At 42.5% G+C, this 14,822-nt stretch carries 14 protein-coding genes; 8 read left to right on the plus strand and 6 right to left on the minus strand.

Going from position 1 to position 14,822, the window contains the following annotated elements:
* Nucleotides 1-432: 432 nt before the first annotated feature.
* Both RMX89_RS08870 and RMX89_RS08875 read right to left on the minus strand, forming a co-directional pair.
* On the minus strand, nucleotides 433-1,050 hold the full coding sequence (locus RMX89_RS08870; RefSeq protein ID WP_322686221.1) for a 50S ribosomal protein L25/general stress protein Ctc: 618 nt from the start codon (nucleotides 1,048-1,050) through the stop codon (nucleotides 433-435).
* Nucleotides 1,051-1,141: 91 nt separating this feature from the next.
* The gene (locus tag RMX89_RS08875; RefSeq protein ID WP_322688667.1) at nucleotides 1,142-2,485 is read right to left on the minus strand and encodes an adenylosuccinate synthase; all 1,344 of its coding nucleotides are present in this window, start codon (nucleotides 2,483-2,485) and stop codon (nucleotides 1,142-1,144) included.
* Between the two features lie 60 nt (nucleotides 2,486-2,545).
* Here RMX89_RS08875 and RMX89_RS08880 point away from each other — a divergent pair, with 60 nt between their 5' ends.
* From RMX89_RS08880 to RMX89_RS08895, 4 genes are all read left to right on the plus strand, one after another.
* A complete protein-coding gene (locus tag RMX89_RS08880) occupies nucleotides 2,546-2,701 on the plus strand; it encodes a hypothetical protein (protein ID WP_322688668.1) in 156 nt (51 codons plus the stop codon).
* Nucleotides 2,702-2,975: 274 nt separating this feature from the next.
* Nucleotides 2,976-3,734 carry an ATP-binding cassette domain-containing protein gene (locus RMX89_RS08885; RefSeq protein ID WP_322688739.1) on the plus strand — a complete coding sequence of 253 codons (759 nt, stop codon included), beginning with the start codon at nucleotides 2,976-2,978 and terminating at the stop codon, nucleotides 3,732-3,734.
* Nucleotides 3,731-4,363 carry an ABC transporter permease gene (locus RMX89_RS08890; protein WP_322671588.1) on the plus strand — a complete coding sequence of 211 codons (633 nt, stop codon included), beginning with the start codon at nucleotides 3,731-3,733 and terminating at the stop codon, nucleotides 4,361-4,363. Before RMX89_RS08885 ends, RMX89_RS08890 begins: the two co-directional genes overlap by 4 nt.
* Nucleotides 4,364-4,366: 3 nt before the next feature.
* Nucleotides 4,367-5,275: a glycine betaine ABC transporter substrate-binding protein gene (locus tag RMX89_RS08895; protein WP_322686220.1), complete on the plus strand. Its 909-nt coding sequence runs from the start codon at nucleotides 4,367-4,369 to the stop codon at nucleotides 5,273-5,275.
* Between the two features lie 167 nt (nucleotides 5,276-5,442).
* Here RMX89_RS08895 and RMX89_RS08900 read toward each other — a convergent pair whose 3' ends face one another.
* The 4 genes from RMX89_RS08900 to RMX89_RS08915 all read right to left on the minus strand — a co-directional run bounded on the left by RMX89_RS08900 (nucleotide 5,443) and on the right by RMX89_RS08915 (nucleotide 10,321).
* Nucleotides 5,443-5,901 carry a cupin domain-containing protein gene (locus RMX89_RS08900; RefSeq protein ID WP_322688669.1) on the minus strand — a complete coding sequence of 153 codons (459 nt, stop codon included), beginning with the start codon at nucleotides 5,899-5,901 and terminating at the stop codon, nucleotides 5,443-5,445.
* A 55-nt stretch (nucleotides 5,902-5,956) separates the two neighbouring features.
* Complete coding sequence (locus RMX89_RS08905; RefSeq protein WP_322688670.1) at nucleotides 5,957-8,353, minus strand: glycoside hydrolase family 15 protein; 2,397 nt, start codon at nucleotides 8,351-8,353, stop codon at nucleotides 5,957-5,959.
* Nucleotides 8,354-8,426: 73 nt separating this feature from the next.
* Nucleotides 8,427-9,365 carry a cation diffusion facilitator family transporter gene (locus RMX89_RS08910; RefSeq protein ID WP_322688671.1) on the minus strand — a complete coding sequence of 313 codons (939 nt, stop codon included), beginning with the start codon at nucleotides 9,363-9,365 and terminating at the stop codon, nucleotides 8,427-8,429.
* A gap of 143 nt (nucleotides 9,366-9,508) precedes the next feature.
* A complete protein-coding gene (locus RMX89_RS08915) occupies nucleotides 9,509-10,321 on the minus strand; it encodes an SDR family oxidoreductase (protein WP_322686217.1) in 813 nt (270 codons plus the stop codon).
* A gap of 766 nt (nucleotides 10,322-11,087) precedes the next feature.
* Between RMX89_RS08915 and RMX89_RS08920 the strand changes: the two genes are divergently transcribed.
* The 4 genes from RMX89_RS08920 to RMX89_RS08935 are packed head-to-tail and all read left to right on the plus strand — an operon-like array spanning nucleotide 11,088 to nucleotide 14,785.
* Nucleotides 11,088-11,582 carry a DUF2231 domain-containing protein gene (locus tag RMX89_RS08920; RefSeq protein ID WP_322688672.1) on the plus strand — a complete coding sequence of 165 codons (495 nt, stop codon included), beginning with the start codon at nucleotides 11,088-11,090 and terminating at the stop codon, nucleotides 11,580-11,582.
* Nucleotides 11,579-12,184 (plus strand): DUF2231 domain-containing protein, encoded by a 606-nt coding sequence (locus RMX89_RS08925; RefSeq protein ID WP_322688673.1) that lies wholly within the window; start codon nucleotides 11,579-11,581, stop codon nucleotides 12,182-12,184. Before RMX89_RS08920 ends, RMX89_RS08925 begins: the two co-directional genes overlap by 4 nt.
* Before the next feature lie 32 nt (nucleotides 12,185-12,216).
* Nucleotides 12,217-13,140: a cytochrome c oxidase subunit II gene (locus RMX89_RS08930; RefSeq protein ID WP_322688674.1), complete on the plus strand. Its 924-nt coding sequence runs from the start codon at nucleotides 12,217-12,219 to the stop codon at nucleotides 13,138-13,140.
* The gene (locus RMX89_RS08935) at nucleotides 13,130-14,785 is read left to right on the plus strand and encodes a cytochrome c oxidase subunit I (protein WP_322688675.1); all 1,656 of its coding nucleotides are present in this window, start codon (nucleotides 13,130-13,132) and stop codon (nucleotides 14,783-14,785) included. The genes RMX89_RS08930 and RMX89_RS08935 overlap by 11 nt, the downstream gene beginning before the upstream one ends.
* Nucleotides 14,786-14,822 lie beyond the last annotated feature (37 nt).

Genomic DNA, 14,822 nt, shown 5'->3' on the forward strand with positions numbered 1-14,822 from the left:
TTGCAATCTGCTGTAAGTGCGTTAGAGGATGTTTGAAAAGTTTTCTTCTCGGTAACAAAACGTTCTAGATCCCCCTAAATCCCCCTTAAAAAGGGGGACTTTGATTCCGGTTCCCCCTACGGTGTACACACAAGTCACATTACCCCCCTTAATCCCCCCTTGTAAAGGGGGGAAACAGGAGAATCTAGTTCCCTCCCCTTTACAAGGGGAGGGTTAGGGTGGGGTAAAACCTTGGGTTTTTCAGCTATTTCAGACTTGTGTGTACACCGTAGCCCCGCAAGCGGGGAGGGGAGACAAAGCGTAGCGTTGGCGGGGTGGGGTTCCGAGGGAATTAAGGGTAATTTAGCGGAGATGATATCATCTCTTTGTGCAGGTTCAAATACAAAAAAACCAGGAGTTTCCCCCTGGCTATCATCAAAAATTATTACACACTTACGTAGCTTCAGAGGTTGTTTCACTCCCTGCCTCAGCTTCATCCTCAGCAGCAGCGCTGATTTGCGGCTGCGAGACGCTAACTACAACTCGCTCCGTATCGCCAAGAACTGTGACGCCTTGAGGCAAGACTAGCTCGTGAACACGCAAGCTGTCTCCGATTTGCAGGTTAGAGACATCAATTTCAATTATTTCTGGGATGTTTTCTGGCGCACAGCTCACTTGTAATTCAGTGATAACAGTGTCTAAAAAACCACCTTCTTGTTTAACACCAACAGCAGTTCCCACATAACGCAGCGGTACTTCTACAGTGGTGTCGCCGTGGCCAGCAACTGCAAAAAAGCTGAGGTGGTAAGGCGTACCTTTTGCGGGATGAATCTGAAGTTCCCGCAGCAAGGTTTTACCGCGCCAAGGTGCATCAGCAATATTCAACTCAATCAAGGTGTTGTTAACGGAAGCTCTTTTGAGCAAACGCTCAACAGTTTTGGCTTCAATGGTCAAAGAAATGGATTCTGTACCCTTATGACCATACAAATTGGCAGGTATCAATCCAGCACGGCGCAAAGCTTTTGGCTTGCTACCTTCTGGACGTTTTTGAGATTCGACTGTAATAGCCATAAAAGTTGTCCTTTGTCAGTTGTCAGTTGTCCTTTGTCCTTTGTCATTAGTCATTTGCTAATGACCAATGACAAATGACTAATGACTAAATTTACGCACTAAGTAGGGTAGCAGGTGTACCGTCAGGGTGCAATAAAGCGCGTTTGGGCCCGTGGATGGGGTCTTCTACGATTATGGTTTGATCGCGGCTGGCTCCTAATGAGACGATCGCGATCGGAACTTCCATCAATTCGGCTAAGAATTTCAGATAATCCAATGCTGCTTGTGGTAAGTCTTCTAGGGTGCGGCAGTGAGTTGTTGACACTTTCCACCCCGGTAAGGTTTTGTAGATGGGGCGACATCTAGCAAATTGACGAGAACTGGTGGGGAAGTGTTCGCTGCGTTGTCCATCTATGTCATAAGCGACACAAACTTGGATCTCCTCTAATTCATCGAGAACATCTAGTTTGGTCAGCGCCATACAATCCATGCCGTTAATCCGCACGGCATAGCGACCGATGACCGCATCAAACCAGCCACAGCGCCGTTTGCGTCCGGTGGTTGTACCAAATTCGGCACCGCGATCGCACAACAATTCTCCCAACTCTCCATCTAATTCAGTGGGAAATGGCCCCTCTCCGACACGGGTTGTATAGGCTTTTGACACCCCAATTACCCGGTCAATCATTGTCGGCCCTACCCCAGTACCAACGCAAGCCCCACCCGCCACTGGGTTAGAGGAGGTGACATAAGGATAAGTTCCGTGATCTAAGTCTAGGAGCGTACCTTGTGCGCCTTCAAACAAAATATTGCGTCGTCGCCAAATTGCATCGGATATTTTCAACGATGTATCAACAACGTGAGGTCGCAAGCGTTCTGCATACCCCAAATACTGCTCAATTACCTCTTGTGGATCTAGAGGCGGCAAGTTGTAAAGCTTTTCTAAAATGACGTTTTTATAATTAATCGTCCACCCCAGCTGCTCGCGTAGCCCATCCGGGTCCATTAAGTCTAAAACCCGAATCCCTGTACGTTCAGATTTGTCAGCATAAGTCGGCCCAATGCCCCGACCTGTTGTGCCGATCTTATGGCTTCCCCGTCGTTCTTCAGATGCCTGGTCAATCAATCGATGATAAGGCATGGTTACGTGGGCTGTCTCAGATATCAGCAGGTGGTCAGTGGAAATATTTAACTCTTTTAGTTGGTCGAGTTCTGCGATCAAAATCTGTGGATCGATCACTGTTCCACAGCCGATAATGCAATCGGTATTTGGATACAAAATCCCAGAGGGAATCAAATGCAGTTTAAAGGTCTGACCTTTAACTACAATCGTGTGTCCAGCATTGACACCCCCTTGGTAACGCACCACAACATCTGCGGAACGGCTGAGTAAGTCAGTTATTTTACCTTTTCCTTCATCGCCCCATTGGGCACCTATGACAATGACGTTAGCCAAGAGCTTAAATTAAGAAGTAAAGTTTCCACAAACTATTATTATTAACATATTGCGTGAATCATGTCAACCAAAATCTATTTTGAGCGCGAACACCGAAATTACGCAACAGAAACAACTAGAAGCTCAACTTCTGCGATCGCAACACTGTTTAAACATTATTTAAGCTGTTCCACACTTTTTAAATCATATATGGTCGTGTTGGCTGTTGAGTGTTAATTCTTGACTGTTAACTATCAGCAGTCAAAAAACCTCACTCCTTCACTATGCAAGAAATATGTGTTTTAGCTTATCAAAAACGAGAAAGTGATTTTTTCCTTACTTATAGGCATTAGTCGGTAAGCTGGGAAAATCTACACCCCCGAAAGCTTTAGGTAATCCCTACTTTGGAGAAAATAACCACTCAGACTAATTTTAGGAAAAGCAAATGGGCGTTAGCACGCTAGCAAAATCAGCACATAATACAATAGCTAGCGTCCCCCAAAAGTCACTCATGCCGCAAAATAGTCAAACCGCCATCGAATTCCGCGATGTCACTTTTAGCCGCAATCATCGCCCATTGGTGTCAAATCTCAATTTCACTATTCGCCAAGGAGAAGCACTGGTATTACTTGGGCGCAGTGGTAGCGGCAAAACCACGACAATGAAGTTAATTAATCGCCTATTTACACCTACACAAGGCGAAGTTTTATTTGATGGCATTCCCACAACTCAATGGGATGAAATTAAACTGCGGCGAAAAATTGGTTACGTTATTCAAGAAATTGGTTTATTTCCCCATTTCACTGTCGAACGCAATGTTGGTTTAGTCCCATCTTTAGAAGGGTGGCAACCAAAACAAATTAAAATGCGAGTTTATGAACTGTTGCAATTGGTAGGCTTAGAACCAGCACAATTCGCCACACGTTACCCGCACGAACTTTCGGGAGGACAAAGGCAAAGAGTTGGTGTAGCTAGGGCTTTAGCAGCAGATCCGCCAGTGTTGTTGATGGATGAACCCTTTGGCGCACTCGATCCGATTACGCGCCTCGAACTGCAACAAGAGTTTCGGCATTTGCAGCAAGAGTTAGGTAAAACAGTTGTTTTCGTCACCCATGATATTCAAGAAGCCTTTGTGTTGGCATCGAGAATTGGTTTAATGTATGCCGGAGAATTGATAGTATTGGGGACGAAAGATGAATTTATGCGATCGCAACACCCAGAAAGCCTCGCCTTTCTGCAATGTCTGCGTTCCCTGCAAGATACTTTATGAAAAATTTCTTCCTGGTTAAGTATGCCCCAGAAATTCTTCAGCATACTCTAGAACACCTATTTTTAGTAGGCATCGCCATTGGAATTGCCATCATTGTAGGCATTCCATTAGGTATTTTAATTACACGTAAAACCTTTCTTCGTCAACCAATTCTCGGCATAGCAAATATTTTCCAAACTATTCCCAGTTTGGCACTGTTTGGTTTACTCATTCCTGTTCCCATAATTGGCGGCATTGGTGCAGTACCAGCAATTGTTGCCCTGACTGTATATTCCTTGCTGCCGATAATTCGTAACACTTACACAGGTATTACTGGCGTAGATCCAGCGATTCGAGAAGCTGGGAGAGGCATGGGAATGACGGATAGACAATTATTGTTGCAAGTTGAGATTCCTTTAGCACTGGGAGTCATTTTAGCAGGAGTGCGAGTCGCAACAGTTATTGCCATTGGTATTGCAACTATTGCAGCGGCTATTGGTGCCGGTGGTTTAGGAGTATTTATTTTTCGCGGCATATCAGTAGTGAATAATCAGTTAATTTTAGCTGGTGCAGTTCCGGCGGCGGCAATTGCATTACTAGCTGACTTCGCAATTGGTTTGATGGAGAATAAATTAAAAATTAAAAGTTAAGTAATGAAAAGATTTTTGGCATTGTGCTTTTTAACTTTTGCTTTGTTACTGGTAATCGCTGGCTGCACGGCAAATATCAATAGTAATAACGATGCTAATATAGTTGTGGCTTCCAAAGATTTTACCGAACAAGATATTTTAGGTGAATTGTTAGCGCAGCAAATCGAGGCAACAACTAAGTTAAAAGTAGCTCGTCGTCCCCGTTTAGGTGGTTCATTTGTTTGTCATAACGCTATTAAAGCTGGCATAATTGATGCTTATATTGAGTATACAGGCACAGCTTTGACTGCAATTTTAAAGCAAAAACCAGTTAATAACTCCAAAGAAGTTTACGAAATAATCAAACAAATATACGCCCAGCAATTCAATCTGGAAGTGATGCCCAGCTTGGGTTTTGAAAATACTTTTGCGATGATTATTCGGGCTGAAGATGCTAGACTCAACAATATTCAAACTCTCTCCCAAGCTACTCAATATACACCACAGTGGCGTGGCGGTTTCGGTTACGAATTTTTAGAAAGAGAAGATGGTTTTCCAGGATTAGCTAAAACTTACGATTTACGTTTTGCTAAACCACCCCAAATTATGGACTTGGGTTTAATATATCGTGCTTTGATTCAAAAACAAGTGGATATGGTGGCAGGAAATTCCACTGATGGGCAAATTTCTCGCTTGGGTTTATTTGTACTCAAGGATGATAAACATTATTTTCCACCTTACGAAACTGTACCAATTGTCCGACAAGAAACCTTAAAAAAATATCCACAATTAAGAACAGCGATCGCACAACTAGCTGGAAAGATTTCAGCAGATGAAATGCGGCAATTAAACTATTTAGTTGAAGGGGAATTACGTGATGTTAAAGATGTTGTCCAGGAGTTTCGGAAATCGAAGGGGTTAAATAATTCGTAATTCGTAATTAAGGATAGGCTTTACCCCACCCTAACCCTCCCCTTATAAAGGGGAGCCACTGCGTTGGACGGGTTTCCCGGCTTGAAGCAAGTGGCGTGAGGGAACTAGATTTCCTCTGGGTGAGGAGCAAGTTTTGGGCAGTGAGTGAAGCCACTATACTAACTTATTTACCTAAATCGACAAGATTGGTTTACAGTCGGAGTCTCTTCAAATTGCACCATTATTAAAACAGCTGGCGCATCGCCTACTGTTCCAGATAAGTGACCTTTATGACCTTGCGCGTCTGTTTTCGTACCTTGATCTTCTCCAAAGGAAATTTCGCCTTCCCCCATCTCGACTCGCTGACCGTCCATAGTCTCCACAAACCAGCGTCCTGACAAAGGTATAATCCACTGGGGTTTTGGGTTTTCATGCCAGTTACCAACCCATCCCACAGGTAGCACAGTAAAGGTGATTGTAGCACCGGACTGCTTCAAATTAGAAAGCCACTGCGGTGAGGTATCCGGGGCTATGCCTTTTTCGATAAAGTCTTCAATTTGACAACGGGATTGATGACTTATACCGTCGTTGTCAGTCCAGACGTGCCAGTATTCAATTGTTGGTTTGGATGATGAGTTATTCTGCATAATAATGGCTCTTTTCGATCCGAAATGTATTGAAAGGCGAATTAGAAATTAGGAATTACGAAATTTTAACCGTATAATTGTGTCCTTCCCATTTGCTGCTTTCAATCCAGAAAAAGGTAAAGTTAATTGATTGTTGCTGATTATCAGAAATAGAAATATCTACAAAATTCACTCCTAACTTTGTAGAAGTAGAAAGCATATCTTGTGTAGTTTGCCAATCATCATCTGACCAGTGCAATTGAAAAGATGCTAAAGCGTCAATTCGCAATGTCTGACCTTTTTTTACTTGGCTGATTTGTCGGTTAAACTTCCAAATTTCCAATGATTTACACTGCTTTCTTTCGCCTAGATAACGATTTGCCACTTCTGGAATAAAATCAAACACCTGTCCGTCATCAGTTGACCGTAGCAGCTTGATATACTCTGCGTGTGCCCACATTAAAGGCATCGCTGAACCTGTTGGTTTTCCTAAAAACATATAGATATCAGGGATATCTGCCTGATCCCAAACCTGTTCTGGTAGCAAACAAGTATCTGAAGCAAATCCTTCCATTGCCTTAATATATGTTTTGACATCGCCGCCAACAGCTAGTTCATAATGTCCTCGTTCTCCTGTCAAGAGAGGCCAAGCGCGTCCCTTACCCGAACCGACATAAGGACTTCCGTCTTCTTGCTGGCCGTAACCGTCGTGGTTGTAACGATGCCAACAAGGCCCAACGGGTGTATCTACTTTTAAAACTGCATCAATTACTTTGACAGAATCAACAATAATCGGGTCATCAGGTTTGCGAATTCCATAGCGTACTAATTGGAGAAATCCGCCATCGACAATTTCCTTGGCGGGAAATTCTGCTGGTTCACCAGGTGGCTGACTGCTGATGAAAAGAGTTCCTTGGTTAGGATTTTCGTCGGCTTGAGGATTATTAATATCTGAAGGAGTAATTCGGATATAATGCCGTTTGATCCCAGGAACCAAAGTTCCTTCAGTAGTTACTGTCCAAGCTTCAATGTGACATTCTAAAAAATCTGCGTATTCTTCTATAAACTTTGCTGTTGCTTCATCTCCACGTTCGCGAACAAATTGAGCAGCACAGATTAAAGCGGCAATATTGGATGCTAGTGTTGATGGTGAATAACCGCTATTTTCTTCCCAGCGTTCTTGTTGAGTAACCGGGCCGTTACGAATTAAATAACCCGCCGCCCGCAAAACCATCGGATAAATATCGAATTTTAAGCAAGTCTTCTGCTGGTGCAATAGCCATGCTAGAAGAATCGGAAATGCCACCTCATCTAGTTGAATACCTTTCCAGTAAGGTTCGCCATCAACCCAGAAATTTTGAGCAAAACCGCCATCTTCCTGCTGGCTGGTTGCAAGATAAATTAGCGATCGCACTGCCGTTTCTGTTTCGCCAGCAGCCACCAAACCTGTTACACTACTGACCATATCCCGCGTCCAGACAAGGTGATATCCTCCTTGGTCTTGGTCGTTTTTGGCTTCACCCCAAGGGATAGCCAGGGATGCAATCAACGCACCGGGATAAATTTTGTCTTCATGTGCTAACAACAAACTAATGCTGTTGTGATACAACTTTCCATCATTGCATGAAACATATTCTAGCGGTCGGAGATTGCGGCGCGATCGCTTCCACTGTTCGTTGTATTGCTGCTTCTGCTGTTCAAAAGGAATATTGAGCGACTGAAATAGTGTAGAAATTGCATTATGCAAGTTTGTACCAAACGCCAGTCCTAAAGTAAATTCTTTAGTGCTATCTAGATTTAATTTTCCAGTCAAAGCAAGATTGCCATCTACAGCATTATCAAACTCCCAATCCATCTGGAAATTATCAGCTAAATCTGTCCAACCATCACTTTCACCAACGTAACCACAAGAAAGGCGGCTAAAGGGAACTGTTGCACCCAGCGCTAGCCATGTTCCTTGTTTCTCGGCGATCAAAATCCGATGTCCAGCAGCCTCTACAGCGTAACCATTATTACCCATACCTTCAACATCCAGATGCGGCGCACACAAAGCATATAAATGGAGTTGGGAAATAAAATCGCTCTCTCCTGTTAATGTGGTGTGCTGTAAGATACAGGGAAAATGCGGGTCGGCAATCACTTCTTTGATTACGGCATAACGTCCTTGGGGATCGGAATTAGTGATGCGGTATCCTAAACCATGAGTCCACATCGGTTCCACTTTGGATTCGAGATGGCGTTTCTCTTCGTGGAAAAAGCTTTTCCCATCAGAAATTAGATACTGCAAATCCCGAATTTGAGGTTTGTCTACTGTGGGATGGTAGATTTCAGTGACAATACCGTTCCAAAGAGTAAACCAAATGTTACTAGAGGTAGAGTAGGCTGTTCCGACTCCATCTTTATTAGCATGAGTCCATCGAGGCTCAATACCTGGTGAGCCAAAAGCTTTTGCTCGATCAATAATCTTTACCATACTGCATTGTTGTGCCGATAAGCTTTGAGTACATTGAGAAAATGCTGTGTTTGATATTTATGCGATTATAAATTTATTGAGAAGTTGGCGAAAATTTCCGAGCGGCAGTAAAGGATTTTGCTTCAATAAAAATTTGTTTTATTTCAGGATGCTTTTGGCGAATACTTGCTTCTAAATTTTCTACAGTTAAGGCTATTTCCTCACCTGTAAGATTTTTAGAAAATTGAATTTCTAAGTTAAGTAATACTTCTTTGGGAGCAAGCTGCATTGTTAGCACCCGGATAACTTCTTGCACTCCTGGTTCTGTTTTGGACAAAGACCGGATATTGGCTATAGTTTGAGGATCGGCACTTTCACCAACTAATAATCCTTTGCTTTCTCTCGCTAATACCACTGCTACTATAGCCAAGATAATGCCAATAATAATCGAAGCAATGCCATCCAAATAAACATTATTAAATAAATGTCCTAAGAAGATTCCGATTAAGGCCACGAATAAGCCTAAAATTGCCGCCGAATCCTCAAATAATACTGTAAATACTGTGGGGTCTTTACTATTTTTGATTGCTTGCCAGAAATTTTGTTTACCCTTAGTCGGCAAAAACTCTTTTAAAGCTACAGTCCAAGAAAACCCCTCCAATAATATTGCAATACCTAATACAATATAATTCCACATTGGGTTTTCTAAAGGGCTGGGATGAATTAAATGAGTGATTCCTTCATAAATTGACATCCCGCCGCCAAGGGCAAAGATGAGGATAGCAACGATAAAAGTCCAGAAATAAAGTTCTAGACCGTAACCAAAGGGATGGCGATCGTCTGCTGGCTTTTGGCTTCTGCGAATTCCCAGCAAAAGTACTAGTTGATCGCCAGTATCTACCACCGAATGAATCCCTTCAGATATCATGGCGGAACTGCCAGTAATGGAGGCGGCGATAAATTTAGTAATAGCGATCGCTAAGTTAGCGCCCATCGCTGCAAATATAGTTTTATGAGATAAATCAGATGCCATGAGAGTTAATAATAATTATGCAGAAACTTCTAATTCACCATTGGGTTTGTTCGACATTGTGCCAAAACGTCTCCTACAGCCAAATTTAATTCCTTGATTGCGATCAAACCAGGGTTAACACTAACTTTTGTAGGCATTATCAATTAACCATTGTCTGCAAAACCTGGATACAAGGTCATACCACCGTCTACAAATAAAGTTGTACCATAGACATAATCTGAGTCATCCGAAGCTAACCAAACCGCTGCTTTAGCGATATCTTCTACATCACCCACACGTTTTGCTGGAATCAGTTTTAATAACTTTGCTTCTGCTTCTGGAGTATCCCAAGCTGATTTATTAATGGGGGTTTTGATTGCACCAGGCGCAATACTATTAACGCGAATTTTATGGGGTGCAAGTTCTTGAGCAATACTTTGCATCATCATATTTATACCGCCTTTACTCGCAGCATAATTAACATGACCCGCCCAAGGAATTACTTGATGTACTGAACTTATACAAATAATCTTACCTGCGGCAGATGAAATATCGGGCTGTATACCTCGGCGTAAGAATTCCTTTGCAGCTTCCCTAGCACATAAGAATTGTCCTGTCAGATTCACCTCAATAACTCTATTCCATTGATCGAGGGTCATATCTACAAACGGTGAATCTTTTTGAAGACCTGCATTGTTTATCAAAATGTCAATAGTGCCGAATCGCTCGATTGTCTGGCTAAACATCGCCTTTATTTCGTCTTCTTTGCTAACATCAGCTTGAATAGCAAATGCTTCACCATTAGCCGCTTTGATGTCATCAACAAGTTTTTGGGCTGATTCAGCTTCCGAACGATAATTGACGACTACTGCTGCACCCGATAAAGCTAAATAGCGAGCGATCGCTTGACCAATACCAGAACTAGCACCCGTCACAAGTGCTTTTTGACCTTTGAGCAGGTAAGGGGAATAACTCATAATGCTTTCGATATTTTTAAGACTTGTATTCGTTGTGAATATCTCAATATTTGCAAGACCTTCATGATATTTTTGCTTTTTGCGCGTAGTATTACCCTGACAACTTTAATTTTTAAATCAGGAAATTATGGATTAAAAAAGTTTTGCTTTTTTAACGATTTTAAAAACCTTTAGTATTTTTCTAATCTATCTAGAGAAAGATAAACAGCATATTTTTTACTAAAAAATATTGAAATCCTTTGTCATTTCTGTGACAATAGTATGTTTTTATTTTTAAGATTTGTAAAAATGTGATTTTCAAGCTTATATCAATCTCAATAAAGATTTATGGTATATTCAAAGCAAGTTTGATTATTGATTAAAGTAAATTTTTTAGTTAATCAGAGAACTATATAAGACATTAAATATTTTTCTTTACGCGCCTCTCAAGGGTCTGATTAGATTGGCTATTAGCAATACCATCTAATCAAAAAGAAAATTTTTATTTTTTGGAAATACTAATCAAGATATGATATCAATCAGAAATGTAGTTGTTTTAGTGAGTTTTTACCTTTGGAGAAAATAATTACTGAAAAAGAGTAATTATGTATTTTTATTTCAAAAGCTACTTGAAAAATTATTGCAGTGTATCGGGAATTCTCAATGTTTTTTAATTGGTCGATCTGTGACGTTAGCACAGTATTCTGGAAAATATGAATGGTACGTTAAGCGGATGGCAATTCCATGCAACGCATATATATATATTTGACCTATGAAGGAGAAAGCGATGCCTGCTCTGTCTCTGAATAACCAAAATTTACCATACCCTGACCCTCTACATCCGATCGTTGTTCACTTCGTAATTGCGATGGTGCTTTTTTCTTTTGTGTGCGATGTGCTGGGTTATTTTACCCGTAACGTGCGGTTGTTTGAGGTGAGTTTCTGGAATATGTTTGTGGCCTCAGCAGCTATCTTTATAGCGGTGATTCTTGGTCAGTTTGAAGCAGGTCTGGCGAACATCTACCCAGCAGTGCAACCAACACTGAATTTTCATACGGTGATGGGTTGGTCGCTGGCGGCTATTGTTGTTGGCATTACAGCTTGGCGTTTCGTGATTCGCAAACGTACTCCACGGAAAGTACCGCCAGCTTACCTTGGTGTAGCAACGTTTTTAGTCTGCCTAGTGTGCTTGCAAGTCTATCTAGGAAGCAAGCTAGTTTGGGTGTATGGGTTACATATCGAGCCAGTCGTGCAAGGGATGAAGCAGGGAGTTGTGCCATGAACTGGCAATTGATTGACCAGTTGAGATTGAAGCTGAATGCTAACGGATTACCTTATGAGATTCCCATACATCCGCAATTTGTGCATCTAACATTGGGTTTATTCATTCTTGCGATTATTTTTGATATCGCGGGAGCGCTTTTTGCTTTAGAAAAACCAATCTTCAAATTTTTGGGTTTGCCTACCCTCCGTTCTGGTTTTTTTGATGTCGGCTGGTATAACCTCATTGGAGCAGCTTTTATCACTTTTTTCACCGTTGCAGCTGGTTTTTTCGAGCTATTGCTAGCAAATCCACCAATCGATCAAAAGAGCGTTTGGGGGTTAACTGCTGGTTGGACGATGCTTTTGCATGGTTTGGGTGGCATTTCATTGTTGGGGATCGTTGTTGCCATGACTGTATGGAGAGGTTTACAACGCTATCGCTGGCGCAAGGATGCTTCTAGGCAGGTGCAGTGGAGTTACTTATTAGCAGGTATTGCAATATTGGGCATCTTGTTTGTTCACGGAACTTTGGGGGCGCAATTGGGAGAAGAGTTTGGAATACACGTTACTGCTGCGAGGTTACTCCAAGAAGGTAGAAGCCCAAACTTACTACCCAAATAATCAAGCGGGAAGTACTCTTAGATGAAATTATTATGTTTAGTTCCTGGGAATATGTACTAATAGCGTTTTATGTCGCAGGACTGCTGATTGTCAGTCGGTGGATTGGACAACAGGCATTTTCTTGGATGCCTCCCCAGGCGACAGCAGAAGCACAACGGGTAGATGATTTATTTAGCTTTTTAGTCTCAATTGGAGCATTTATTTTGCTGGGGCTAGTTGGTGTTATCGTGTATGCGATCGCCTTTCATCGCGCCCGCCCAGAAGACTACAGCGAAGGACACCCTTCTAGAGGTAATGGGAAGTTAGAAATATTGTGGACAGCGACCCCAACTTTATTAGTAGTATGGATTGCCTTCCAAAGCTTCAATATTTATCAGCAATTAAATATTCTCGGTCTAAACCAAATTGTGCATTTGCACTCGCCCCTAGAATCTGCACCCGCCTATGCTGCAAAGGTTAGCGATGTCCCCAAACCTGCGTCTGAAACAATTGATGTTTTCGTTAAGCAATGGGATTGGTCTTTCCACTATCCAAATAATCTTATTAGTAAGGAATTACATTTGCCGAGCGATCGCAGCACTCGCTTAAATATGCAAGCAGAGAAAGTAATCCACGGTTTCTACGTTCCTGAGTTTCGCTTAAAGCAAGATATTGTTCCAGGGCGGAACATTGACATTGTGCTAACACCCATTCGCCCAGGTAAATATCGGCTGAAAGATTCTCAATTCAGTGGTACTTATTTTGCCTTGATGGAAGCAGATGTATACGTTGAATCCCTCGATCAGTATAATCAGTGGCTCGCGCAAACAGTCTCTAGCGAAACTACAAACACTCAAAATCAGGCAGTTGCCGAAAATATTCAACCGCCAAAGACATTATTCAAAAGCGGCTGGTACACCGTCGCACCTGCTCAACCTGCTGTAGCCAATCAAAGGAAGATAAATAATGACACATGATTTGAGTGAAGCTATAGCCAACAATAGAGAACCTGAGAACAACTGGCGGGAATATTTCAGCTTCAGTACTGACCATAAGGTAATCGGTGTTCAGTACATGGTGATGACCTTCATTTTCTTTCTTCTTGGCGGGCTGTTGGCGATGATTATCCGGGCTGAATTGCTCACCCCGGAAGCAAATTTAGTTGACCGCCCCCTCTACAATGGTTTATTCACCATGCACGGGACAATCATGATTTTCCTGTGGATTATACCCTTCAATGCAGGTCTTGCTAACTTCCTAGTACCGCTGATGATTGGAGCGCGGGATATGGCTTTTCCCCTGCTCAACGCCATCTCTTTTTGGATTTTGCCACCAGCTGGTCTTTTACTACTATCTAGTTTCTTACTACCAAGCGGGACTGCACAAGCTGGTTGGTGGTCTTATCCACCAGTTAGTCTGCAAGTTCCAGCCGGTCAGTTGATTAACGGTCAATTTATTTGGATAGTTAGCCTAGTACTAATCGGCATCTCTTCAATTATGGGGGCTGTCAACTTTGTTACTACTATCTTTTGGATGCGATCGCCAGGGATGACATTTTTTCGGATGCCCGTCTTTGTGTGGTCAGTTTTTAGCGCCCAGTTGTTGCAGCTGATTAACTTACCTTCCTTGACGGGTGCATTGATACTGCTGTTGCTTGACCTCTCCTTCGGTACACAATTCTTTAAACCGGAAGGAAGTGGCGATCCGATCGTTTACCAACATTTATTTTGGTTCTACTCTCATCCCGCAGTGTATATCATGGCGCTCCCAGCCTTCGGTATTATTGCGGAAGTTCTCCCAGCCTTTTCTCGCAATCCTTTATTTGGCTATCGGTCAGTTGCTCTTGCTTCTTTAGGTATTGCTGTAGTCAGCATCTTCGTTTGGGTGCATCACATGTTCACCAGTGCAACCCCTGGCTGGATGCGGATGACCTTCATGGCCACCTCGATGTTAGTTGCCATACCCACTGGTGTTAAAGCATTCGCTTGGACTGCCACAATCTGGAGGAGCAAGTTACACCTAGAGACACCAATGCTGTTTGCGATGGGAGGTGCAGCGATGTTTATTTTTGGCGGTGTCACTGGTGTAATGCTTGCCGCTACGCCATTTGATATCCACGTCAATAATACTTACTTTGTCGTCGGTCACTTCCATTACATCGTTTTTAATACAATTACAATGGCAATCTTTGCCGGAATTTACTTCTGGTTTCCCAAAATAACTGGCAGGATGTACGCCGAAGGTTGGGGTAAACTGCATTTCTGGTTAACCTTTATTCCTGCCAATATCACCTTTTTCTCGATGCATCCGTTAGGTTTGCAAGGAATGCTACGCCGAATTTCCTCCTACGATCCCCAGTATCAAGGTTGGAATGTTATCGCTAGCCTGGGATCGTTCTTACTGGGAGTATCTACGCTGCCCTTTATTGCTAACATTGTCGGTTCTTGGCTATATGGAGCGAAGGCAGTTGATAATCCCTGGCACGCAACAGGATTGGAATGGACAACTTCTTCACCACCTTTGCGAGATAACTTTGAAGAGATTCCTGTTGTCACCAGACCTCCTTACGACTATGGCGATCCAAAATATTCATTCGTGGAAAATTCTGATAATGGTGAGTAATTGCGTTTCTTTATAAAGCTGCGCTAAATTTTAGCTT

Origin of the sequence: Nostoc sp. DedSLP04 (assembly GCF_034530775.1) — a bacterium.
Classification (GTDB): Bacteria; Cyanobacteriota; Cyanobacteriia; order Cyanobacteriales; family Nostocaceae; genus Nostoc.

Coding starts and splice junctions, on each gene's coding strand:
- RMX89_RS08910 (WP_322688671.1), bottom strand. CDS start 9,365: ATGGCATCTGATTTATCTCATAAAACTATATTTGCAGCGATGGGCGCT.
- RMX89_RS08915 (WP_322686217.1), bottom strand. CDS start 10,321: ATGAGTTATTCCCCTTACCTGCTCAAAGGTCAAAAAGCACTTGTGACG.
- RMX89_RS08880 (WP_322688668.1), top strand. CDS start 2,546: ATGTCAACCAAAATCTATTTTGAGCGCGAACACCGAAATTACGCAACA.
- RMX89_RS08870 (WP_322686221.1), bottom strand. CDS start 1,050: ATGGCTATTACAGTCGAATCTCAAAAACGTCCAGAAGGTAGCAAGCCA.
- RMX89_RS08900 (WP_322688669.1), bottom strand. CDS start 5,901: ATGCAGAATAACTCATCATCCAAACCAACAATTGAATACTGGCACGTC.
- RMX89_RS08930 (WP_322688674.1), top strand. CDS start 12,217: ATGTTTAGTTCCTGGGAATATGTACTAATAGCGTTTTATGTCGCAGGA.
- RMX89_RS08885 (WP_322688739.1), top strand. CDS start 2,976: ATGCCGCAAAATAGTCAAACCGCCATCGAATTCCGCGATGTCACTTTT.
- RMX89_RS08890 (WP_322671588.1), top strand. CDS start 3,731: ATGAAAAATTTCTTCCTGGTTAAGTATGCCCCAGAAATTCTTCAGCAT.
- RMX89_RS08935 (WP_322688675.1), top strand. CDS start 13,130: ATGACACATGATTTGAGTGAAGCTATAGCCAACAATAGAGAACCTGAG.
- RMX89_RS08925 (WP_322688673.1), top strand. CDS start 11,579: ATGAACTGGCAATTGATTGACCAGTTGAGATTGAAGCTGAATGCTAAC.
- RMX89_RS08920 (WP_322688672.1), top strand. CDS start 11,088: ATGCCTGCTCTGTCTCTGAATAACCAAAATTTACCATACCCTGACCCT.
- RMX89_RS08905 (WP_322688670.1), bottom strand. CDS start 8,353: ATGGTAAAGATTATTGATCGAGCAAAAGCTTTTGGCTCACCAGGTATT.
- RMX89_RS08895 (WP_322686220.1), top strand. CDS start 4,367: ATGAAAAGATTTTTGGCATTGTGCTTTTTAACTTTTGCTTTGTTACTG.